The sequence below is a fragment of the Brevundimonas sp. genome, from assembly GCF_019636155.1.
Taxonomy (GTDB): Bacteria; Pseudomonadota; Alphaproteobacteria; order Caulobacterales; family Caulobacteraceae; genus Brevundimonas.
The window spans coordinates 281,636-303,301 of record NZ_JAHBYB010000001.1 but is presented as its reverse complement, the minus strand read 5'-3'; the positions used below and the strand labels follow the sequence as shown (position 1 = coordinate 303,301).

Below are 21,666 nucleotides of genomic sequence, written 5' to 3'. Positions count from 1 at the left end.
CGAGGCGATCATCGGCGGAAGCCAGGATAGCCGTATGCGGTTCGAACCGCCTCGCAGTTTGCCTCGCTGACCCCCGCCGATCGTGAAGTCGCATACCACTCGGCGGACGTTACGCTCTCGATCTCGTCAACGATCGCTCGGGCCTGATCATCGGACAACAGAAACCGCCCGCACTCGCTCAGCAGATTCCCGGCGTTGGCGAACCGTCCTTGCGAGCCGCAGGCCATCGCCAAGTCGCGGCGATCCTCGCTTATCGAGGGCGTCGGCGTCAGGTCGTAGGCGGGGGCGAGCCGCCAGCCTCGGCCGGGCGCGATGGCGGCGTGGTTGCGGGGGTGGTCGTCGGTGTTGGAGATCAGGGCGTTGAACACCATGCGCCGGAACAGTTCGTGGGCGTCCTCGCGCGGGCGCTCGCCGATCCGCCGCAGGGTCTCGGCCAGGATGATGTAGGACCAGCGCGCGCGGCCGTCCGGCGTCTCGTCGGTTTCCAGCAGGGTGAGGGCGCTGACCATGCGGGCGCGGGCATAGCCGTCCTCGATCCGCTCGCGGTCGAAGCGCCGCACGAGCAGGACGTCCTTGCCGCCGACGGTGACGACCTGGCTGTCGGCGGCCTGTAGTCCGCACCGGCGGGCCAGCATCAGGGTCGCGTGTTCGACGCGCGCCATGTTCCAGCGGTCATCGGGGCGGTTGAACTTCGCCAGCCACAGGGCGTCGTCATGTTCGACCACCACCTTGGGCCGCGCGCCGCCCATCGAAGTGCCGAGCAGCAGCAACTCCTCGACGGCCGCCGCGTCCCTGGGCGCCTGGTCCGCGATCAGGGCGTCTGCCAGGGCCTGGAGCTTTTCCAGGTCCCACGTCTTGTTGAACTCGCGGATCGGCGCAGGCGGGTCCACGCCCAGGCCGAAGCCGAGCGCCCCGGCGCGGTCGTCGGGCGAGTGCAGCAAGTAGTCGATCTCGCCCAGAGCACCGACGCCGGCGTGCTTCTCGATCACCCGCCGGCCCCAATGGTCCGGTCCGGCGTCGCGCAGGGCGCCGAAGATGCCGTTGAGGCGCACGGTCTCGAACTGCGCTCGACCCAGGCGAAGTTCGACCGGGTCGATCTCGACCGCGTCCGGGCGATCCCGATACCGGCGACCATAGACGAAGCGGCCGACCGGGACGCCGTTCCGGTCGATCTCATGCTCGAACCGCCCGGCGGTGACGGCCTGGGTGGTTCCGGGCAAGGTTATGTAGACGTAAACCTCGGACATGTCAGAAGTCGTCGTCCAGGGTTTGAGCCCCGCGCGCATGTCGACGCTCGGTCAGGCTGACGAGGCGAAGGCCTTCTTCATCGCTGCCCGGCTCCGCCAGGACGGCCATGCGCTCGACCAGCCCATAGGACCAGAGAAGAGCGGCATAGACGGCGATGCTGGTCGAGGGCTTGCCGCGCTCGGCGTCGGCGATCACGTCCCGCCCGACACCGAGACGCTCGGCGGCATCGACCAAGGTGATGTTTCGGCGCAGCCGTGCGGTGCGCAGGTCGGCCCCGAGACGCTTGATGGCGGTCTCGACTTCATACGGCGGCGTGGTGAGCAAAGGGCTGCGGCGCATCAGGGCCTCCGAAGCGACTATGCGGCTTTGAGGCGACAAAAACCAGCTTTTTGTTGCTTTAAGACTGCAAAATATCCGCCCTGTGGCTCTTTCGCCGAGCGCACACAAGAAGCCGCCGGCAAGGCGGCTCGCCTTCCATCACAGCTTGAGCGGTCCAAAATCGATCCGGGCGAGTTGTTCGTCCAGGGTCGTGATGTAGTTCACGCCGTAGCGCTCGCCCACGCTCTTGGCCGCCCAGCCGCCGAGGGCGTTGATGACCTCAGGCGAATAGTTGAGCATCCGGCCGCGCTCCCTGAGGGTGTGCCGGAAGGAGTGATAGACCAGCGCCGGATCGGTGCTCACGGCCTCGTCGATCACCACGCCGATCCACTTGGAGAAATAGTGCGACCAGTCGGTGACGCCGTCCTTCTTGTAGGGCTTGTAGTCGGGAAACAGACGGACATCACCGGACTTGCGACGCCGAGCGACCAGGTCAAGGAACCCGGCCTCTATCACCAAGGGATGGATCGGGGCGGGACGCTGGCTGCCCCGGTTCTTCAGACGCTTGGATGCATCGCGGCGACCGGTGCTGTCGAAGACGCTGAGGTCCAGATAGGTGACGCCCTGCTCAGTCCTCACGTCGGTCGTGCGAAGCTGAAGCAACTCCGACATCCGGGCGCCGTTCAGGTTCAAGGCCGGGACCCAGAACTCGGCGAGATCGCGCGCCTTGTATTGCGCCAGACGCGCGAACAGCTTGACCAGTTCGTCGTTGGTGAAGCCGCGCCGGCGCACGCTGGGGTCATCTTCGCCCGCGAGGCCTTCGAAGGGATTGAAATCGGCCCAGCCGTCTTTCTCGCGGATTGCCCATCTCCAGAACGAAGAGGCGTAGTTGATGTAATTGCTGACCGTATTCGGAGCCAGGGACGGTCGACCGTCCTTCTGGGCGCGTTCGATAGCCGTCAGGAGAGGTTGGCCGACATAGTGCTTGGCGGCGTTCTTCGGCGTCTTGGCGAGCAGTTCGTGGACCCGTCGCGCATCGGTGCGCGAGACGGCGCGCACCGGCTTGTCCGCTCCGAGGAACTCACGCAGCGCCCGCATGACGACGGCGGTCTCCTTGTCGGCCGTCGGACCGCGACGCGTGCGGTCGGCGGCCCCATAGGCGTCCAGGAGTTCGCCCACCGTGCGGTCGCCGGCCTGCGGCCGATAGGCGCCGGGGCGGGCGGGGACCACGATGGCCGTCGCCCCGAAGCCCTCGACCATGTTGATGATGTTCGCGGCGTAGCGACGCTCGGCCTCCTGGGCCTGGACGACCTCGCGCCAAGCCTTGGCGAAGGCCGAGCGGACAGCCAGTCGGACTTTCGCGCTCACGCCCGAGCCCAGGGCCTCGGCCATGGCGTCGTCGAAGCCCGGGACCTCTCGCGAGCGGGCAGGATCAGCTTCCGCCTCCGACAGACGATCGATCAGGAGGAAGGTCGCCAGCGGCGTATCCTGGCCGCGCTCGGCCTCCGGATTGGCGTCGAAGTAGGAGAGAGCCCAGCGGTGACTGCCGTAGTCCAGTCCGGGGGCTCCAGCATCGCGCACGGGGCGGCCGCGCAACCTTTCACCAGCGGCCCAGTGATCCAGGATGGCGATCTCGCCTTCGAACCCCTGCGCTCGGGACAGGGCGCCGGAACGCCACTCATCGAGTCGATCCAGGGCCTCCCCGACATCCTGGGGGTTGCCTTTGGAACGAAGCGCCGCGATGTCGCTGGCCCAGCGACGCTGGACGTCTCGGGCCACCCGCCTGGCGTTCTCGAAGTCGTTGTAGCCCGTGGTCTGGATCAGCTCTGTCCGGGGCTTTCCCGATGGACCGATGAACGTCTCATGTCGCGGATCAGTAGCCGGAAGGGTCGCGGCGATCGCCCGAACGTCGGCGGGGACGACGCGCCGCACGTTGTAGGTGGCGTCCTCATCGACCGCCCACTGACCGCTCGCCATCCTGTAGCGAGGCTGGAAAAGCCCAAGGCCCTTACCGCTCATACACGCATCTCATTTTGTATAAGATTTGTATAGAATATGATGGTGCGAAAAGCCCCTTGGGTCAAGCCTGCTAAGGATTTCAGGGGGTTAGGAAGACGATGGTGGGTGATGTAGGGTTCGAACCTACGACCCGCTGATTAAGAGTCAGCTGCTCTACCAACTGAGCTAATCACCCGTACCGGTCGCCCGGCCTTTCGCTGCGCTGGTGGCGCCTGCGAAGGGCGCTCGGAATAGGGGGGATCGCCGCGCGACGCAAGCGGCATTTCGTCGCCCCGTGGTCGCCTATATGGTCGGGATTCGCAAAAACAGGCCGTCCGGGCGATGGCGAGGGAGGGGCGAGCGATGGCGTTCTGGAACCGCAGGCGGTCGATCGAGGCGATGGCGGCGGCGCATGACGGACCGCCGCTGAAGGCGACCCTGTCGTGGCCGCACCTGCTGGGCCTGGGCGTCGGCGCCATCGTCGGCACCGGCATACTGACCCTGATCGGGGTCGGGGCGGGCCTGGCCGGGCCGGCGGTGATGATCAGCTTCGCCCTGGCCGGCCTGGTCTGCGCCTGCGCGGCCCTGGCCTATGCCGAACTGGCGACCATGATGCCGACCGCGGGCAGCGCCTACACCTATTCCTACGCCGGGCTGGGCGAGATGGCCGCCTGGATCGTGGGGTGGAGCCTGATCCTGGAATATTCGCTGGTGGTCTCGGCGGTGGCCGTGGGCTGGTCCGGCTATGCCGTCGGCTTCCTGAACGGGTTGGATCTGGGCGGGGTCAGCCTGGCCCTGCCTCAGGCCCTGTCGGTGGGGCCGCATGCGGGGGGGATCGTCAACCTGCCGGCGGTCTTCATCATCGCCGTGGTCGCCGGCCTGCTGATGCTGGGCACGCGCGAGAGCGCGACGCTGAACGCCGGCCTGGTGGTGGTGAAGATCCTGGCCCTGCTGGTCTTCGTGGCCATCGCCCTGCCGGCCTTCAACCCGGACCATTTCACGCCCTTCATGCCCAATGGCTTCGGGGCGCCCTTCGTGAAGACGGGGGTGATGGCGGCGGCGGCCATCATCTTCTTCGCCTTCTATGGCTTCGACGCCATCTCGACCGCGGCCGAGGAGACCAAGAGGCCCGAGCGCGACCTGGCCATCGGCATCGTCGGATCGATGGTGATCTGCACGATCCTGTACATGGTGGTGGCCGCCGCCGCGATCGGCGCCGCCCCGGTGTCCGATTTCGCCGACAGCGCCGAACCCCTGGCGCACATCCTGCGCGGCATGGGCCAGGGGGCGGCGGCCCAGTGGATCGCGGCCTCGGCCGTCGTCGCCCTGCCGACGGTGCTGCTGGCCTTCCTGTTCGGACAGAGCCGCATCTTCCTGGGGATGGCGCGGGACGGCCTTCTGCCGCGGCGGCTGGCGCGGATTTCGTCGCGGGGGGTTCCGGCCCTGGTGACGGTGTTCACGGCCGTGGTGGTGGCGGCCCTGGCGGGGGTTATGCGGCTGGATGAACTGGCGTCCCTGGCCAATGCGGGGACCCTGATGGCCTTCTTCGCCGTGGGGGCCTGCCTGATCGTGCTGCGCCTGCGCGAGCCGGGGCGGATGCGCCGGTTCAAGGCGCCGCTGTGGCCGGTGGTGGGGGCGGTCTGCATGATCGGCTGCGTGATCTTCTTCCTGAGCCTTCAGCCGCGCACCCAGGTCTGGTTCCTGATCTGGAACGCGGCCGGACTGGGGGTCTATTTCGTCTGGTCGGCCCGGAACTCGCGCCTGGCCAGGGGCGAGGAGACGCCCGCCTGATGGCCCGTCGCGACCTGTCCGGTGCGGTGGACTTCTCGGTCCTGGAGCGGATGACCGGCGGCGACGCCGCCGTCACCGAGGAGATCCTGGGCCTGTTCGTCCAGCAGGCGGCCATCTGGACGCCGCTGCTGGATGTGCGCGAGGAGGGATGGCGCGACGCGGCCCACACCCTGCGCGGCGCGGCGGCGGGGATCGGGGCCGAGGCGGTGGCCCACGCCTGCACCCTGGCCGAGATGGTCGACAAGGCTGACGCCCCGCCGCTGCTGGACCGGGTGCGGACGGCGCTGGAGGCGGCCCTGGCCGATGTGGCCGCCTATCGCCACGAACTGATGCTGAGGGGCCTGAAGGGTTAGGTTCGGGTCCGGTCCCAGACCGCCAGCTCATGGGCGATGCAGCGGTCGATCAGGGTGCGCCAGACCGGCTCGGCGATGGCGGCCGACAGGCCGGCCGGACCGGCGGCGGCCAGCACCTTGGCCACCACATCCTCGATGCGGGCGTCATCATGGACCACGTCACGGCTGGGCTTAATGCGGGCGGCGGCGTCCATATAGCGCTGGCGCTCGGCCAGCAGGGCCACCAGGGCCCGGTCCAGGGCGTCGACGCCCTGGCGCACCTGGATCATGGTGTCGCAGGCCTCGGGCGCGGTGCGCGGGTCGATCTTCAGCTCATCCGACAAAGGCGCGCTCCAGCACATAGTCGCCCGGCTCGGCGTTCGAGCCTTCCTTCAGCCCATAGGCCTCCAGGATTTCGCCCGTCTCCTTGATCATGGCCATGGAGCCGCACAGCATGATCCGGTCGCTGTTGGGCGAGAAGCCGATGGGCAGGCCCAGGTCGGCGAACAGATCGCCGGACTTGATTCGGTCGGTGATCCGGCCCGGAGTCTCGAACTTCTCGCGCGTGACGGTGGGGTAATAGGTCAGCTGGGCCTTCGCCTCGTCGCCCACCAGGGGATCGTCGTGGACGCCCGAGGTGAAGAAGTCGCGATAGGCCAGGTCGGCGACATTGCGCACCGTGTGGCAGACGATCACCTGGCCGAAGCGGGAATAGGTGTCGGGGTCGCGCGCCACCGACAGCCAGGGCGCCAGGCCCGTGCCCGTGCCGATCAGCCACAGACGCTCGCCCCCGGTCAGGGCGTCCAGCACCAGGGTGCCGGTCGGCTTCTTGCCCATCAGGACCTGGTCGCCGGCCTGGATCTTCTGCAGGCGCGAGGTCAGGGGACCGTCGGGAACCTTGATGGAGAAGAACTCCAGTTCATCCGCCCAGGCGGGGCTGGCGATGGAATAGGCGCGCAGCACCGGCTTGCCGCCATCCTCGCCCGGCAGGCCGATCATCACGAACTCGCCCGAGCGGAAACGGAAATCCTCGGGCCGCGCGACGGCGAAGCTGAACAGCTGGTCGGTCCAGTGGCGAACCCACAGCACCTCCAGCGAATGGAAGGCGCCGGGCTTGGCGGGCGGGGGAGGCGTGGCGGCGACAGGGGCGTCGGTCATGGCGCCTAACTATGCGGTCGAACCGGATTGCGAAAGGTTCGCGTCGCACTTCCGGCCGTATTGGGCGGATTTGCGCGTGACGAGGTGAAAATGAGGCGATAGCGTCCCGCCCCATGCGCACAGTCCTTCTCGCCTCGACCTTCCTGCTGGCCGTCACGGCCGCCCATGCCCAGACGGGGGCGCCGCCGGCCCAGGCCGCCGCCTCCGCGCCGGCGTCTTCGATCCTGACGCCCGAGCGGGTGTTCGCCAACCCGTCCCTGGCCGGGCCGGTGGCGCGTGGCGTCAGCCTGTCGCCCGACGGCGAACTGGTCGCCTTCCTGCGGTCGCGCGCCGACGACGCCGAGGTGCAGGACCTGTGGGCCGCCCCGGTCGCGGGCGGGGAGCCATTCAAGCTGATCGACGCCCGGGCTCTGGTTCCCGACGCGGGCGAACTGTCGGAGGCCGAGAAGGCCCGGCGCGAACGTATGCGCATCAGCGCCCGCGGGGTGGTGGAATATTCCTGGGACGAGCAGGGCCGATACATCCTGGCGCCGCTGGAAGGCGACATCTTCCTGGCCGAGCGCCAGGGCGGGGCGGTGCGCCGCCTGACCGAGACGACCGCCGACGAGATCGACGCCAAGGTCAGCCCCAAGGGCGCCTACGTCAGCTTCGTGCGCGACCAGAACCTGTATGTCCTGGACCTGGCGACGGGCCAGGAGACGGCGATCACCGACGACGGCGCCGGCCTGATCACCTGGGCCACGGCCGAGTTCATCGCCCAGGAAGAGCTGGATCGCGACACCGGCTACTGGTGGAGTCCGGACGAGCGCTACATCGCCCTGCAACGCACGGACGAGAGCCCAGTCGACATCATTCCGCGCCTGGACATCGGCGGCGGCGGGGCGACGGTGGTCGAGCAGCGCTATCCCCGCGCCGGCCGGCCGAACGCCGTGGTCGAACTCTATATCCGCGACCTGCAGAGCGGCGCGCGGGTCAAGGTGGACCTGGGATCGAACACCGACATCTATCTGGGCCGGGTCAACTGGGCGACCGACGGCCGCACGGCCTATGTCCAGCGGCTGAGTCGCGACCAGAAGCGGCTGGACCTGCTGGCCGTCGATCCGGCCACGGGCGCCAGCCGGGTGATCGCCAGCCAGACCTCGAACGCCTGGGTCAATGTCACCCACGACTTCAAGGCCCTGAAGAGCGGCGACTTCATCTGGTCCTCGGAAGAGAGCGGCTGGCGGCACCTGTATCTGTACAACCGCGACGGCCGCCGCCTGCGGGCCATCACGCGCGGAGACTATGCGGTCAAGTCGCTGAACGGGGTCAATCAGGACACGGGCGAGGTATTCTTCACCGCCTCCATGCGCGACGGGCGGGAATATCCGATCGAACAGCAGCTGTTCCGCGCCAGCCTGCGGCGCACGTCCGAGCCGGTGGCCATCACCCCGGCGGGCGGCTGGTGGAGCGCCTCGGTCAACGGGCCGGGCACCGCCTATGTCGGCAACTATACGGACCTGAACACCCCGTCCCAGTCGGCCCTCTATTCCATCGACGGCACGCGGGTGCGCTGGATCGAGGAAAACCGGCTGGAGCCCGGCCATCCGTTCTGGCCCTTCGTCGAGCGCCAGCAGAAGCCTGAGTTCGGCACGCTGCAAAGCCATGGCCAGACTCTGATGTGGCAGATGACCACCCCGCCCGGCTTTGACCCCACGCGCCGCTATCCGGTGGTGATGCAGGTCTATGGCGGGCCGTCGGCGGGCGGGGTGCGCCGGGCCTGGCAGCCGGCCTCGACCCAGTTGCTGACCGAGGCGGGCTATATCGTCTTCCGCCTGGACAACCGGGGCGAGGGCGACCGCTCGGCCGCCTTCAAACAAGCCCTGTATCTGAAGATGGGACAGCCCGAGATCGAGGATCAGGTCATCGCGGCCGACTATCTGCGCAGCCTGCCCTATGTCGACGCGGATCGGATGGCCATCATGGGCTGGTCCTATGGCGGCTTCATGAGCCTGATGGCCCTGACCGAGCCCAAGATGGGCCTGGCCTCGGCCATTGCCGGCGCCCCGCCGACCGAATGGGGCCTGTACGACACCGCCTATACCGAGCGCTACATGTCGACGCCCCAGGCCAATGTCGACGGCTATGCGGCCTCGGACGTCCTGGCCCGGCTGGACAACCTGACCGGCCGGCTTCTGCTGATGCACGGGATGGCGGACGACAACGTCATATTCGAGAACAGCACCCGGGTTCTGAACGCCCTGCAGGCCAAGAGCATCCCGTTCGAGACCATGGTCTATCCGGGCCAGCGCCACGGCATCCGCGGCAATGACCGCCAACTGCACCAGTGGCGCACCTATCTGGACTTCCTGGACAGGACCATCGGCTCGCGCGCGCCGGCGCGCGACTGACGCAACCGGGGCGAAGCGGAGCCGTTAGGCGGAGATGGAACGTCTTTTCATCCGCTTCGCCAACCAGACGGCCAAGGTCGCGGGCAAGCCGTGGACCTTCGTCGCCTGCCTGGTGATCGTTCTGGTCTGGGCCGTGTCGGGGCCGATCTTCGGCTTCAACGAGACCTGGCAGCTGATCATCAACACCGGCACGACCATCATCACCTTCCTGATGGTCTTCCTGATCCAGAACACCCAGAACCGCGACGCTGCGGCCATGCACGCCAAGCTGGACGAACTGGTCTACGCCACGACCAAGGCCGAGAACCGCTTCGTCGGCATCGAGCACCTGACCGACAGGGAACTGGACGCCATCCTGGAGGAGGTGGAGAAGCGCGCCATCGCCATCCACGCCGAACGGCGGGCGCGGATGAAGTCCGAGGCCGGACGCGGCAAGGCGGTCTCCAGAGCCCAGCCCGCCAAGGCCAGTCCGGCCAGGGGCAAGACCGCCTCGACCGGCAAGAAGGCGCGTCGATGAGCACGGCGGCCGTGGCCATCGGATCGGCCGCGGCGGCCTGTTCCATCGCCAGTTTCGCGCCCCAGATGATCAAGATCTGGAAGGAACGCGACGCCTCTGCCGTCAGCCTGAAGACCTATTCCCTGACGGTGACCTGTTTCGCCCTCTGGACCGTCTATGGCGTCATGACCCACGCCTGGCCCATCGTCTTCGCCAACGCCTGCGCCCTGGTGATGGCGGCGGGGGTGCTGACGATGAAATGGCGGTTCGAGCGGAAGGCCTAGCCCAGGCGGTCGGCGATCTCCCGGCGGCGCTGGGCCGCGCGCGACACTTCCGTCTCGATCCCCGCCAGGGCGGCCTCGACGGCGTCGCGGGTGGGGGCCAGGGCCTCGGGCGCCGGCCTGACCTTGCGGGGGCGTTTGCGGTCGAGGCCCAGATGGCCTGTCCAGTCGGTTCGCCAGGCCTCGATCGTCCTGGGCGCCGCGATCAGGCCCTCCCGGACCCTGGCGTCGGCGTTCTGAAGCGCGCGCACCAGGGGCAGGGCGCGAACGGTGGCCGCCAGCCGCGCCTCCAGGGCCGCGATACGCGACCGGAAATCATCCAGCCCCTCGACCTCCTCGGCCTGGCGCGACAGCCATTCGCGGGCGGCCGCGACCTGTTCGCCCAGGGCCGAGACGGCGCCGCGCAGATCGTCGGCCAGGGCGTCGAGGCCCGCCGTCAGCCGGTCGATGTCGCCGGCGCGCTCGCCCAATCCCGCGGACAGTCCGGCCAGGGCGCCGCCCCCGTCGCGGAACGCCGCGCGGAAGGCCTTCAGCCGTTTGCCAGGGCTGTCGAACAGGCCGGCCAGACCCCGGCGCGGAACCAGACCCTGGGGCGCCAGTCGCGTCATCCGGTCGCGGACGCTGGCGATCAGATCGGCGCAATCGGCGCCCTTCGCCCGCGCGGCCTCGCCCAGCCGGGCCAGGCAGTCCGCGACGGCGGCGTCTGCCTCGGCCCCGAAATCGGCGGAAGGCGTCAGCCCGTCGGCCAGCTGGGCCACGCGCGCCGGATCGGGCGCGGGCGCGCCGCCGGGGATGCGATAGGAGCCGTCCGCCATGCCTGCCTCCAAACTGAAGACGGCACTATGTCAGGACAGGCGGCGCTTGCAAAAGCCGGTTCGCCGAAGGGGTGCGCGACCTTGCGTCTCAGCGGACGTCCGGACCTGCGGTGAAGGGGTTGGCCTCGGGGTGGAGCAGGCCGCCCGACCAGACGAAGGCATGCTCCGGCTGGATGCGACCGGCTTTTGTCAGGACGGTCAGGGTTCCCAGAACCGACACCAGGCCGAGGATGGCCGCCAGCAGGGTGGAAACCGCCCAGCTCTTGATCTGAAGCGGCTTGGGCGTCGGGGCCTTCAGCGGGCGGGCCAACCACATCAGCCACAGATAGAGGGCTCCGGCGACCACGACGGAAAGCCTCAGGGAAGCGGCCGCTCCAAAGGGCGCTTCCGGCGCAAACTGCGTGCTCAGCACAATACCGCCAAAGATCGAGGAGGCGACGCCGCCGCTGACCACCATCGCAGCGAGAAACAGAAACCCGGTCTTCAGCCAGCCGCGGCGCAGCGGCTGGCCTTTGAACACCGCGCTGGTGATCAGCGCGGCCGCCAAAGCCGGAACCGCCAGCGGCGCCATGTTGATGACGACGACCACCCCGCCCAGCATCGCGATCAGGACGGCGCACCCACGGCCTTGGGCCCCATCGGACGGCCGCGACGCGGCCCCCGCATGGAATTTGGTCCAGTCGCCGTTGGGCGGAGCGAGCGCTCCCGAACGGCCAGCCTCGAAGTCCGGATCGTGCATTCGTCACCCCGCCCCTGAATGGCCGGCATGCAGCCACCGTCCGCCATGCCAAACTGTCGGGCGGCAGTATGTGGGCGGGCCGTCGAGTTGCAAAGGCCGGTTCGCCGAACGAGTGCGCGCGTTGGCGCTCAGTTCAGTCCGGGGCGGACGGCGTAGCTGGCCTCGGTCTTGGCCGCGACCTCTTCCAGGGTGACGCCGTCGGCCAGTTCGATCAGCTCCAGCCCGCCGCCGTCCGGCCTGACGTCGAAGGTCGCAAGGTCGGTGATGATGCGGCTGACCACCCCCGCGCCGGTCAGGGGCAGGGTGCAGGCTTTCAGGACCTTGGACTGGCCGTGCTTGTTGGCGTGTTCCATGACCACCACCACGCGCTTGACGCCGGCGACCAGGTCCATGGCCCCGCCCATCCCCTTCACCAGCTTGCCCGGGATCATCCAGTTGGCGATGTCGCCGTTCTGGGCCACCTCCATGGCGCCCAGGATGGACAGGTTGATGTGGCCGCCGCGGATCATGGCGAAACTGTCCGAGGAGCTGAAATAGCTGCTTTCGGGGATTTCGGTGATCGTCTGCTTGCCGGCGTTGATCAGGTCGGGGTCGACCTCGTCCTCATACGGGAACGGACCCATGCCCAACATTCCGTTTTCGGACTGCAGGGTGACCTCCATGCCGTCGGGAATGTAGTTGGCCACCAGAGTCGGGATGCCGATGCCCAGGTTGACGTAGAAGCCGTCCTGAAGCTCCTGGGCGGCGCGCTCGGCCAGTTGTTCGCGGGTGCGAGCCATTACGCGGACTCCTTCTGACGCACGGTGCGCTGTTCGATGCGTTTCTCGGGCGTCGACTTGATGATGCGGTCGACGTAGATGCCCGGGGTGTGGATGTGGTCGGGATCCAGCGAGCCGGTGGGCACGATCTCCTCGACCTCGACCACGCAGGCCTTGCCGGCCGTGGCCATCATCGGGTTGAAGTTGCGGGCGGTCTTGCGGAACACCAGATTGCCGCGCTCGTCGGCCTTCCAGGCCTTGACGATGGACAGGTCGGCGACCAGGCCGGTCTCCATCACATATTTGCGGCCCTCGAACTCGCGCACCTCCTTGCCCTCTGCGACCAGGGTGCCGACGCCGGTGGCGGTGAAGAAGGCGGGAATCCCGGCGCCGCCCGCGCGGATGCGCTCGGCCAATGTGCCCTGGGGGTTGAACTCCAGCTGCAGCTCGCCGGCCAGATACTGGCGCTCGAACTCCTTGTTCTCGCCGACATAGGACGAGATCATCTTGGCGATCTGGCGCGTCTCCAGAAGCTGGCCCAGGCCGAAGCCGTCGACGCCGGCGTTGTTGGAGATGACCGTCAGGCCCTTGGTCCCGGAATCGCGCAGGGCGGCGATCAGGAATTCCGGGATGCCGCACAGGCCGAAGCCGCCGGACATCACCGTCATGCCGTCGAAGGTCAGGCCCTCCAGCGCGGACCGGGCGTCGGGATAGATCTTCCGCATCGCTTCCTCATTTATTTCACCGATAGATGAATATCGGCGGCTTTGTCGCTGCATACGGCGGGCGGGGCGCCGGGGCAAGAAAAACACCGTGCAATTGGTGCAATTGGTGCAAAGGCCGCGTGCGCCGCGACCTTTTCACCGAGCATCCTACCACGACGGCGAAGGGCGCCAGGTTGAAAGTCGATTCTTGGGACCGAAGCCCCGGACTCCGGGATTGTCAGCCGATGGTCGGCGGGGTCGGCTATCTGGGCGCCCGGTGGGCCGAGCGGTCGACAGGCTGATCCGCGAGGGAGGCTTAACCCTGTTGTTCGCCCGGCGGGCGCAGGGCATGGCGCCGTTCGCCCGATAGGGTAAAAGGGCCGTTCACCAATTTCGCGCCGGGGCTTTCGGGGACGTGCGGGCGATCAATGCATTGACGGCGGGCCTGCTGATCGGCGTGGCCCTGGGCCTGGCGGCGACGCCGGACGGTCGCGCCTGGCTGCGTCATCCCACCCTGTTGCTGGGCGGCAGCGCCAACGCCTCGGCCCCGCCGGCCCCGACGCCGGCCCCCTCTGTAGTGACTCCGGCCGCGCCGGCGCCTGTCGCCCCGACGGTGACGCCCCTGCGTCAGCGCATGGCCGCCGGGCGGCTGCGGATCGGGGTGTTCGGGGATTCCATGGCCGATGGGCTGTGGACCGCCCTCTATCGCGACCTGAACGGCGAGCCGGGCGTCAGCGTCACCAGGTTCAGCGAGGTCTCGACCGGCCTGTCGCGCTATGACTATGTCGATATCCAGGCCAAGACCCGCCGCCAGCTGGACGACCAGCCGGTGGACGTGGCTGTCCTGCTGTTCGGCACCAACGACGCCCAGGGGATCAGCCTGGACGGAGTGGTCCATCCGTTCGGTTCGGATGGCTGGAAGGCCGCCTACGCCCGGCGGGTGACGGACCTGGTGACCCTGCTGCGCAGCCGGGACGTGGCCGTCTACTGGGTCGGCCTGCCGCGCATGAAGCGCGAGAGCTTCGACGGCAAGATGGGCGTCATCAACGCCGTGGTCGAGGAGCGGATGCGCGCCCTGGGCGTGCCGTGGCTGGACACCACCCGGATCACGGCCGAGGCGGACGGCGCCTACGCCCCCTATCTGCCCGACGCCTCGGGCCGCAAGGTGCTGATGCGCGCCAACGACGGCATCCACATGTCGATGGCCGGCTATCTGCGGATCGGCAAGCCGGTGGCCGAACGCCTGCGCCGCGACGCCGGCATCGGCGAGATCAACGCCGCTCCGGCCCAGGGTTGAGCGGAATGCGGCGGGCGGCGTCGCTGGCGGCCGCGCTGCTGGTCTGCGTGACGGCGCCCCGGGTTTGGGCCCAGGAAATCCCGTATCAGCCCCAGACCCAGCCGCCGCCCGGCGCTTCGACCTGTCCGGGCGGCCTGTGCGGGGCGGAGGCCCTGGCGCCCCTGTTCCAGGCCCTGGAGGAGACCGAGGCGGGGGCGCGGCGCACCCCGGTCCATATCGTCCAGATCGGCGACAGCCATACGGCCGGGGACCGCATCACCGGCGCCGTGCGCGCGGCCCTGCAGGCCCGGTTCGGCAATGGGGGGCGCGGCGTCCTGCCGGCCGGGGCGCCCTATGACGGCTATGCCCCCTATCAGGTCCAGGTGACGGCGGACGGCTGGATCAACCGCACCGCCCCGCTGACGCCGCGCGGCGGCTTCCAGCGGGCGGAGGTCGGGCTGACGGGGGTCGGCGCGCCCGCCTATGGCCGCGCGCCAGCCCTGACCCTGACCTTCGATCCGGGCGCGGGCGCCGATCTGCTGCGTCTGTGCGGGCGGGCCGGTCAGGGGTTCGACATCGTGCTGGGCAAGGCGCTGGTCCCCTTTGACTTGCGGTCGCAGCGAGCGGGGCCGGTGTGCGAACGCCATCGCCTGTTGATGGGAACCGAGAGGCTTGAGGTGCGGCCCGCTGGCCCCCAGGCCCTGGCCTACAGCCTGATGTTCGAACGTGACGGGCCGGGGGTGATCCTGTCCAACCTGGGCGTCGTCGGCGCCACCCTGCGCGACCTGGCGGCGCGGGACGAGGCTGTCGCGGCGGCCGAATTGGCCGAATGGGCCCCGGCCCTGATCATCGTCGCCTTCGGCACCAACGAGGGGTTCGAGGGCGATCTGAACCCCGCAACCTACGAGGCCCTGCTGCGCCAGCAGATCGCACGGCTGAAGCGGTTGTCGCCCGGTTCGGCCCTGATGATCCTGGGCGCGCCGGACGCCCTGCGGACGGGCGCCGCCGGGCCGTGCAGCGCCGATGGCCGCCGCGCCCCGCCGCCGTCCCTGGCCGTGGTCCGGAACCTGCAACGGCGGGTCGCCGCCGACATGGGTGTGGCGTACTGGGACTGGCAGGGGCGGATGGGCGGCGACTGCGTCTCGGACCGACTGGCGACGATGGCCGAGCCTTTGATGCGGGGCGACCGGGTGCATTTCACCTCGGCCGGCGCCGACTGGATCGGCGGGATCATGGCCGCCGACCTGATGGCCGCCTATGCCGCCTGGAAAGGGGAGGGCGCATAGATGCTGTTCCCGACCCTGGCCTTCGGCGTCTTCTTCCTGTTCGTCTATTTCACCGCCTGGTCGCTGGATCGCGAGAACGGGCGGCGCAAGCTGTTCCTGCTGCTGGCCAGCTGGTTCTTCTATGCGCAATGGGACTGGCGGTTCGTCGGCCTGCTGATCCTGTCGGCGGTGCTGAACTGGGGCGTGGCGGCCCTGATCGCGCGCAGCGATGCGGTGGGGCGACGCAGGCTGCTGGTCGGCCTGGGGGTGGCGGCGAACCTGCTGATCCTGGGCTTTTTCAAATACTACGGCTTCTTTGTTGAGCAGGCGGGCGAACTTCTGGCCCGGTTCGGGTGGGAGCGGGACCTGCCGCTGCTGCAGATCGTGCTGCCGGTGGGGATCAGCTTCTTCACCTTCCAGGGCATCAGCTATGTCGTGGACGTGCATCGCGCAAAGACGCCACCGGCCCGGTCGCTGCTGGACGTCATGCTGCTGATGAGCTTCTTCCCGCATCTGGTGGCGGGGCCCATCGTGCGGGCGTCGGATCTGTTGCCCCAGTTCGACCGCGTGCCGCGCCTGACGCGCGAGATGGCGACCCACGGGCTTCTGCTGATCGTCTGGGGCCTGTTCAAGAAGACGGTGATCGCGTCCGAGCTGGCGGTGCGGCTGGTGGACCCGGTCTTCTTCGATCCGTCGGCCTATGGCGCCATCGACATCGCGGCGGCGGTCTATGGCTATGCGATCCAGATCTATTGCGACTTCTCGGCCTATTCGGACATGGCCATCGGGATCGCGGCCCTGCTGGGCTACTCCTTCCCGCGCAATTTCGACCAGCCCTATCGCGCCAGTTCGATGCAGAGCTTCTGGCGCCGCTGGCACATCAGCCTGTCCAGCTGGCTGAGGGACTATCTCTATGTGCCGCTGGGGGGCGGCAAGAAGGGGCTGATCTCAAGCTGCATCAACGTCATGATCACCATGCTGCTGGGCGGGCTGTGGCATGGGGCGGCCTGGACCTTCGTGGCCTGGGGCGCCCTGCATGGGGCGGTTCAGGTGGCCGAGCGGATCGGCCGGGCCGTTCTGGGGGACCGCAAGCTGATCCCGACCGTGGTCGGGGTGCTGGTCACCTTCCACATCGTCTGCCTGGGGTGGATCCTGTTCCGGGCCGAGACCTTCGACCTGGCCGTGGCCATGGTTCAGGGGCTGGGCCGGTTCGGGCCGGTCACCGTGCTGACGCCCTTCCTGCTGACGCTGATCGTCGGCGGCCTGGCCATGCACTGGCTGCCGCCGCGTGCGGTCGAAAGCCTGACGCTGAAGCTGAAGCCCGCGCCGTCGCTGACCCTGGGCGTTCTGATCGGCCTGGCCATACTGCTGATCGAGGCGGTGCGGCCGGACGGCGTGGCGCCCTTCATCTATTTCCAGTTCTGAGGCGTTAGGCGGCCATGGGCGATCATCACGACGAAGACGAAGGGCAGGGGGCGGCGCCGCACGAACGGCCGGTCGATCCCTTCCCCACGGCCTTCGCCCCGCCCCCCACCAGCCTGTTTCCGCCTGTCGCCGACGCGCCCCAGATGGCGGCGGCGCCGACGCCCGACGATCCGCCCAGCGACTGGAACGCCGGGGCCGACGCCCATGACCTGCCGACCCGGGAGAGCCCGCTGACGGCGCTGGGCCGGTTCGCCTTTCCGCCCGGTCCGCCCCTGGACGGCGAGGGCCAGGGCGCGCGGGATCGCCGCTGGACCAGCCGGGTGATCGTCTTCGCCGCCCTGATCCTGGTGGTGTTCAACGCCGCCTCGGCCCAGAACTGGTCGCGGCAGCAGGCGCCGGGCTGGGGGACCGAGACGGTGCGGCGTCTGTCCGATGTCTGGGCCGAACAGATCGCCCAGACCGGCGCCGATCGCCCGCGCCAATGGCTGCATGATCAGTGGCGCGCCTGGCAGGAGCAGAGCTTCGGAACCGGAGCCCGCGACGCCGCGGAGGTCGAATAGGGGCTCAGCCTTCGCCGGATTTCATCTCGAACAACCCCGGCGCCTGCGCGCCATGACCGAGGGCTGGGCGCCAGACTGAGCCTCAGCGCAAGCGCTTCAGGCGGCCCGCCACACGCTCCACGACCAGGGCGGCGATCAGGCTGAGGCCCGTCAGGGGATAGAGAACCGCCAGGGGCAGGACGATCCCCAGCACCGCCGCCCGCGCCCGCGGTCCGGGCGGCGCCGGCGGGGCGCCCAGGCCGCCGCGTCGCGGCCTGCGGATCCACCACATGGCCAGGCCGCTGATCCCCAGCACCCAGACCCCGATACAGCCCAGCAGCATCACCAGCCGGTTGATCCCGCCATATTGCAGGCCCTGGTGGACGGCGATGCCCCATTCGAAGGCCCTGGCCCCCGGCCCGAACTGATCCCAGCGCAGGTCGGCCTTCACCGCCCCGGTGCGGCCGTCGACATAGAGACTGCGCGCGTCCTCGGCCTTCTCGACCGAGCGGGCGACCGTATAGGCCAGGGTCGGATCGTCGGGGATGGACACCGTATAGGGGGCGGCCAGGCCCTGGGCCCGGACCGTGGCGATGACGGTCGAAAGTCGCGCCGGGCTGGCGTCCGGGCCATGGCCATGGGCGTGCAGGACGGCGCCTTCCAGGGTCCAGCCGACGCCGGTCGGCTTGTCATGACCCTTGCCGTGCGACCAGGGGCTGGCCGCCGCCGGGGCCGGGGGGCGACCCAGGCCCGAGGCGTTGATCCACGTCTGCACCCGGTCGCCCCAGACGGCCGACCACGGCATGCCGGTGACAGCCAGGAACAGGACCACCCCGCCGACATAGAGGCCCGTCACCGCATGCAGGTCGCGCCAGAACGGTCGGCGGCGGGGGTCGCCCGGCCTGGGCGCCGCCACGGCCACGCCCTGCCCGCGCGGCCACCACAGATAGAGGCCCGTCGCCGCCAGTATGATGGCCCAGCCGGCGACGATCTCGACCAGGATGTTGAACGGCCGGCCCAGCAGCTCCAGGCTGTGCAGCCGCTTGACCACCCCCATCGGCCCGTCGCCGGCGACCCGGCCGGTCACCTGGGCGGTGTAGGGATCGACGAAGATGGTGGCGTCGCCCGCCTTGACCTGCACCGCCCGGTCGGGACGGGCGGGCACGAAGACCGAGACCGCCGGGGCGCCCGCCTCGGCCTCGGCCGCCGCCTGCCAGCGGTCGGGCGAGGTCAGGGGAGCGGCCGCCTGGACGCGATCATAGGGGCGATAGGCGGCGGCCTCGATCTCGGGCTTGTAGAGATAGAGGCCGCCGCTCAGGGCCATCAGCATCAGCACCGGCATGACGATCAGCCCGGCGTAGAAATGCCACCGCCAGACGGCGCGGTAGGCGTCGGGCAGGGCCGGTGACGGCGTCGGGGTCATCGTCTTTCCCCTCAATAGGCCAGGCGCAGGCCGACGAAGACGGCCCGACCCTCACCCGGATAGAAGACCTCGGTGCTCACGCCCGGCGCCAGGGCGTCGGTCACGGCGCCGAACTCGGGCGCATAGGCCTTGTCGGTCAGGTTGCGGGCGTCGACGTAGAAGGCGACATGGTCGTTGATCGTCCAGCCGGCGCTGACGGACCAGACGGCATAGCCCGGCGCCTTCATCGTATTGGCGTAGTCGACCCAGACGTCGCCCGGTCGCCATTCCACCGCCGGGGCGATGAACCAGCCGGCCGGATGGGCGTATTTCAGCTCGGCCCGATACTGGTGTTCCGGGATGACCGGCAGGCGGTTGTCGCCATAGACGGCGTCCCCGTCGAACCGGAAGTCCGACCAGGTCCAGCTCTGGCGCAGCGACAGCCGCCCGCCGCCGGGCGCATCCTCGGTCAGGGTCCAGTCCAGGGCCGCCTCCAGCCCCTGGTGCACCGTATCCCCCGCGTTGAAGGTGGCCGAGGGGATGCCGGGGGTGATGACATAGTTCAGCAGTTCGTCCCGGACCTGGGCCCGATAGAGGGTGACGTCCCAAAGCATCGGCCCGCGCCGGCCCCGCGCCCCGATCTCTCCGGTCCAGGCCTTCTGGGTTTCCAGCGGCACGAAGCCGATGCCGGTGAAGGACGAGTTGCGCAGGGAGTCATAGATCGGCGGCTCTTCCGACCGGGTGACGTTGGCGTAGACCTGCGATCCGTCCGCCGCCTCCCACAACAGGCCGAGGCGGGGCGAGAACCAGTCGTAGGTGACCTGGTCGCTGTTGGCGCCCAGGTTGTCGACATAGTCGCGGGTGGCGCGGCCGAACGACCCGCCGGCCACGACAGCCAGTTGGTCGGTGACGAACAGCCGCCCCTCGGCGAACAGGTCCAGCCCCGTCGCCTGCTGTTGGGCCGAGCCGACCAGGAAGGGGCTGGGGGCGCCGCCGAAATTCAGCGAGACGCGGCTGTCCAGCTCGCCGGAGCGGTAATAGGCGCCGACGAACAGGTCGGCCCGCCGTCCGCCCAGGCTGCCTTCCCAGTCCAGTCGGCCGAACCCGCCCCAGGTGCGGTTGTGATTGTCCAGCACGACCGGGATCGGGTGCCACAGGGTGTCGTCGGTGACATAGACCCCGCCCTCGAACACCAGGTCGTCGGCCAGCCGCCAGCGGGTCTGAAGGGTGGCGCGCGCGACATCGACGTCACGGCGCCAGTTGTTGGCGATCGTCGCCGGATTGGCCATGCGCGGCCGCGTCAGGGCGTCGGCCAGGCTCAGCGTTCCCGGAACCGCCTGCTCCACCTCGGCGGCGCTGACGATCAGCCGGACTTCGCGATCCTCGCCAAAGCGGCGGCCCAGGTTCAGGCTGAACCGCGCCTGCTGCTGTTGGCTGTGTTCGCGGAAGCCGTCGGCTTCGAGCCCGGACAGGGCGGCGTAGGCGTCCCAGTCACCCCAGTCGCGCGCCAGGGCCAGCTGGCCGCGTCGCAGGCCATAGGCGCCGCCTTCCAGGCGGATCAGGGCAGCCTGGGCGGCGGTGCGCCCGGTGGGGGTGACGAAATTCAGCGCCCCGCCCAGCTGGGCCCCGCCGAACCTGAGGGCGTTGCCGCCGCGATAGACCTCGACATAGCGGGCGCCCAGGGGATCGATCTTCTGAAAGTCGGAGAAGCCGTCCGCGTCGGCGAAGGGCACGCCGTCCTGGGCGAACAGGACGCCGCGCTGGTGATAGGCCTGGGACAGGCCGGAACCGCGGATCGACAGCCGCGCCTCTTCCCCGAACCGTTTCTGGGCCAGGACGCCGGGTGCGTCGCGCAGGATGTCATACAGGCCCTGGGCGGCGCGGTTCTGATAGGCCTCGGCCGAGACCACCGAGACGGCGCCGGGGGTGCGCGACAGCCGGGCCCGCGCCTCGGCCACCACGGGCGGATCCTCGGGATTTCGGCGGCCGGTGACGATGACCGTGTCGACGCGCACGGGCTCGGGCTCGGTCGTCTGGTCGGGACTGGCGGGAGACGCCGGCTCGGGCGGGGCGGCAAGGGCGGGCGCGGGCGCACAGGCGGCGATCAGCAGCGCCCACGGCGCCGCATGAGATTTGAGAGACATGAGAAGGGGTCCTGAAGACAGACGAAGACGCAAGGCGCGGCCGTCAGGGCCGCGGGGCGAGGGTTCGGGTCTGTTTCAGAGGATGGGCGGCGCGGTCGACGGCGGCCTGGGCGCCGGGGACGGGACGGTCGCGGCCGTGCGCGGGGCGAAGGCCGGGGCGGGGGCGGACGTCCGGATCGGCGCCAGGGGTAGGGGCGGCGCGGGCGTGTCGACGGCCGACAGGCCGGACAACAGGGCGGCGGCGCAATCCAGGCTGGTCGCGGCCTTCTCGCCGGGCTGATGATGCGCTTGGCCCGCCTGGTCGAAGGCGGTGATCAGCCGGCCGCCCGAACACAGGACGATCGGCGCCCCCGTCGCGGGCGAGGCCGCCACCGCCGCCGGCAGCAGGCTGGCGAACACGACAGCGAAGACCGCGGCCAGAAAGGCCAGCGATCGCATCGGCCCCCAATGTTCGGACGAACGACGCATTGCCTGTGCAGCTTTAGGGGCAAGTCCCGGCGATAGGAAGCCTGCCGCGTTGCGACCCTAGGCCACGGCCTTGGGGAGGTTGAACGGTCTCGCTTGACTCCAGCGGGATGTTGGGTGGC

21 protein-coding genes and 1 tRNA gene are annotated in these 21,666 nt (G+C 69.3%); 9 read left to right on the top strand and 13 right to left on the bottom strand.

What is annotated here, in order from left to right; genetic code table 11:
- Nucleotides 1-8 precede the first annotated feature (8 nt).
- The 4 genes from KF910_RS01640 to KF910_RS01625 all read right to left on the bottom strand — a co-directional run bounded on the left by KF910_RS01640 (nt 9) and on the right by KF910_RS01625 (nt 3,760).
- Nucleotides 9-1,247, bottom strand: coding sequence for a type II toxin-antitoxin system HipA family toxin (locus KF910_RS01640; protein ID WP_292258460.1), 1,239 nt, complete (start codon nt 1,245-1,247; stop codon nt 9-11).
- Nucleotide 1,248: 1 nt separating this feature from the next.
- Nucleotides 1,249-1,587 carry a helix-turn-helix domain-containing protein gene (locus KF910_RS01635; RefSeq protein ID WP_292258459.1) on the bottom strand — a complete coding sequence of 113 codons (339 nt, stop codon included), beginning with the start codon at nt 1,585-1,587 and terminating at the stop codon, nt 1,249-1,251.
- 138 nt (nt 1,588-1,725) lie between these two features.
- Complete coding sequence (locus KF910_RS01630; protein WP_292258458.1) at nt 1,726-3,585, bottom strand: site-specific integrase; 1,860 nt, start codon at nt 3,583-3,585, stop codon at nt 1,726-1,728.
- Nucleotides 3,586-3,684: 99 nt separating this feature from the next.
- Nucleotides 3,685-3,760 (bottom strand) — tRNA-Lys (locus KF910_RS01625).
- A 167-nt stretch (nt 3,761-3,927) separates the two neighbouring features.
- On the opposite strand from KF910_RS01625, the gene KF910_RS01620 reads away from it, so the two are divergent.
- Complete coding sequence (locus KF910_RS01620) at nt 3,928-5,355, top strand: amino acid permease (RefSeq protein WP_292258457.1); 1,428 nt, start codon at nt 3,928-3,930, stop codon at nt 5,353-5,355.
- Nucleotides 5,355-5,708: an Hpt domain-containing protein gene (locus KF910_RS01615; RefSeq protein ID WP_292258456.1), complete on the top strand. Its 354-nt coding sequence runs from the start codon at nt 5,355-5,357 to the stop codon at nt 5,706-5,708. The genes KF910_RS01620 and KF910_RS01615 overlap by 1 nt, the downstream gene beginning before the upstream one ends.
- On the opposite strand, the gene KF910_RS01610 is transcribed toward KF910_RS01615, so the two are convergent.
- Nucleotides 5,705-6,049 carry a chorismate mutase gene (locus tag KF910_RS01610; RefSeq protein ID WP_292258455.1) on the bottom strand — a complete coding sequence of 115 codons (345 nt, stop codon included), beginning with the start codon at nt 6,047-6,049 and terminating at the stop codon, nt 5,705-5,707. The genes KF910_RS01615 and KF910_RS01610 overlap by 4 nt on opposite strands.
- Nucleotides 6,021-6,845: a ferredoxin--NADP reductase gene (locus tag KF910_RS01605; protein WP_292258454.1), complete on the bottom strand. Its 825-nt coding sequence runs from the start codon at nt 6,843-6,845 to the stop codon at nt 6,021-6,023. Before KF910_RS01605 ends, KF910_RS01610 begins: the two co-directional genes overlap by 29 nt.
- Nucleotides 6,846-6,958: 113 nt before the next feature.
- Between KF910_RS01605 and KF910_RS01600 the strand changes: the two genes are divergently transcribed.
- Genes KF910_RS01600 through KF910_RS01590 form a run of 3 tightly spaced genes read left to right on the top strand, consistent with a single transcriptional unit; the run spans nt 6,959 to nt 10,015 of the window.
- Nucleotides 6,959-9,235: a S9 family peptidase gene (locus tag KF910_RS01600; protein ID WP_292258453.1), complete on the top strand. Its 2,277-nt coding sequence runs from the start codon at nt 6,959-6,961 to the stop codon at nt 9,233-9,235.
- Between the two features lie 34 nt (nt 9,236-9,269).
- Complete coding sequence (locus KF910_RS01595; protein WP_292258452.1) at nt 9,270-9,752, top strand: low affinity iron permease family protein; 483 nt, start codon at nt 9,270-9,272, stop codon at nt 9,750-9,752.
- The gene (locus tag KF910_RS01590; RefSeq protein WP_292258451.1) at nt 9,749-10,015 is read left to right on the top strand and encodes a SemiSWEET family sugar transporter; all 267 of its coding nucleotides are present in this window, start codon (nt 9,749-9,751) and stop codon (nt 10,013-10,015) included. The genes KF910_RS01595 and KF910_RS01590 overlap by 4 nt, the downstream gene beginning before the upstream one ends.
- On the opposite strand, the gene KF910_RS01585 is transcribed toward KF910_RS01590, so the two are convergent.
- From KF910_RS01585 to KF910_RS01570, 4 genes are all read right to left on the bottom strand, one after another.
- On the bottom strand, nt 10,012-10,827 hold the full coding sequence (locus KF910_RS01585; RefSeq protein WP_292258450.1) for a hypothetical protein: 816 nt from the start codon (nt 10,825-10,827) through the stop codon (nt 10,012-10,014). The genes KF910_RS01590 and KF910_RS01585 overlap by 4 nt on opposite strands.
- Before the next feature lie 88 nt (nt 10,828-10,915).
- A complete protein-coding gene (locus tag KF910_RS01580) occupies nt 10,916-11,428 on the bottom strand; it encodes a hypothetical protein (RefSeq protein WP_292258449.1) in 513 nt (170 codons plus the stop codon).
- A 266-nt stretch (nt 11,429-11,694) separates the two neighbouring features.
- Nucleotides 11,695-12,345 carry a 3-oxoacid CoA-transferase subunit B gene (locus KF910_RS01575; RefSeq protein WP_292258448.1) on the bottom strand — a complete coding sequence of 217 codons (651 nt, stop codon included), beginning with the start codon at nt 12,343-12,345 and terminating at the stop codon, nt 11,695-11,697.
- Entirely contained in the window at nt 12,345-13,049 is a 705-nt protein-coding gene (locus KF910_RS01570) for a CoA transferase subunit A (RefSeq protein WP_292258447.1), read from the bottom strand. The genes KF910_RS01575 and KF910_RS01570 overlap by 1 nt, the downstream gene beginning before the upstream one ends.
- A 394-nt stretch (nt 13,050-13,443) precedes the next feature.
- Between KF910_RS01570 and KF910_RS01565 the strand changes: the two genes are divergently transcribed.
- From KF910_RS01565 to KF910_RS01550, 4 genes are read left to right on the top strand one after another with little or no spacing between them, the layout of a single operon-like run.
- Nucleotides 13,444-14,325 (top strand): DUF459 domain-containing protein, encoded by an 882-nt coding sequence (locus KF910_RS01565; protein ID WP_292258446.1) that lies wholly within the window; start codon nt 13,444-13,446, stop codon nt 14,323-14,325.
- Between the two features lie 5 nt (nt 14,326-14,330).
- On the top strand, nt 14,331-15,590 hold the full coding sequence (locus KF910_RS01560; RefSeq protein ID WP_292258445.1) for a GDSL-type esterase/lipase family protein: 1,260 nt from the start codon (nt 14,331-14,333) through the stop codon (nt 15,588-15,590).
- Nucleotides 15,591-16,994 (top strand): MBOAT family O-acyltransferase, encoded by a 1,404-nt coding sequence (locus KF910_RS01555; protein ID WP_292258444.1) that lies wholly within the window; start codon nt 15,591-15,593, stop codon nt 16,992-16,994.
- Nucleotides 16,995-17,008: 14 nt separating this feature from the next.
- A complete protein-coding gene (locus KF910_RS01550; protein WP_292258443.1) occupies nt 17,009-17,554 on the top strand; it encodes a hypothetical protein in 546 nt (181 codons plus the stop codon).
- A gap of 82 nt (nt 17,555-17,636) precedes the next feature.
- Here KF910_RS01550 and KF910_RS01545 read toward each other — a convergent pair whose 3' ends face one another.
- From KF910_RS01545 to KF910_RS01535, 3 genes are all read right to left on the bottom strand, one after another.
- Nucleotides 17,637-18,956 (bottom strand): PepSY-associated TM helix domain-containing protein, encoded by a 1,320-nt coding sequence (locus KF910_RS01545; RefSeq protein ID WP_292258442.1) that lies wholly within the window; start codon nt 18,954-18,956, stop codon nt 17,637-17,639.
- An 11-nt stretch (nt 18,957-18,967) separates the two neighbouring features.
- Nucleotides 18,968-21,079 (bottom strand): TonB-dependent receptor family protein, encoded by a 2,112-nt coding sequence (locus tag KF910_RS01540; RefSeq protein ID WP_292258441.1) that lies wholly within the window; start codon nt 21,077-21,079, stop codon nt 18,968-18,970.
- 75 nt (nt 21,080-21,154) lie between these two features.
- Nucleotides 21,155-21,517: a hypothetical protein gene (locus KF910_RS01535; RefSeq protein WP_292258440.1), complete on the bottom strand. Its 363-nt coding sequence runs from the start codon at nt 21,515-21,517 to the stop codon at nt 21,155-21,157.
- Nucleotides 21,518-21,666: the final 149 nt, after the last annotated feature.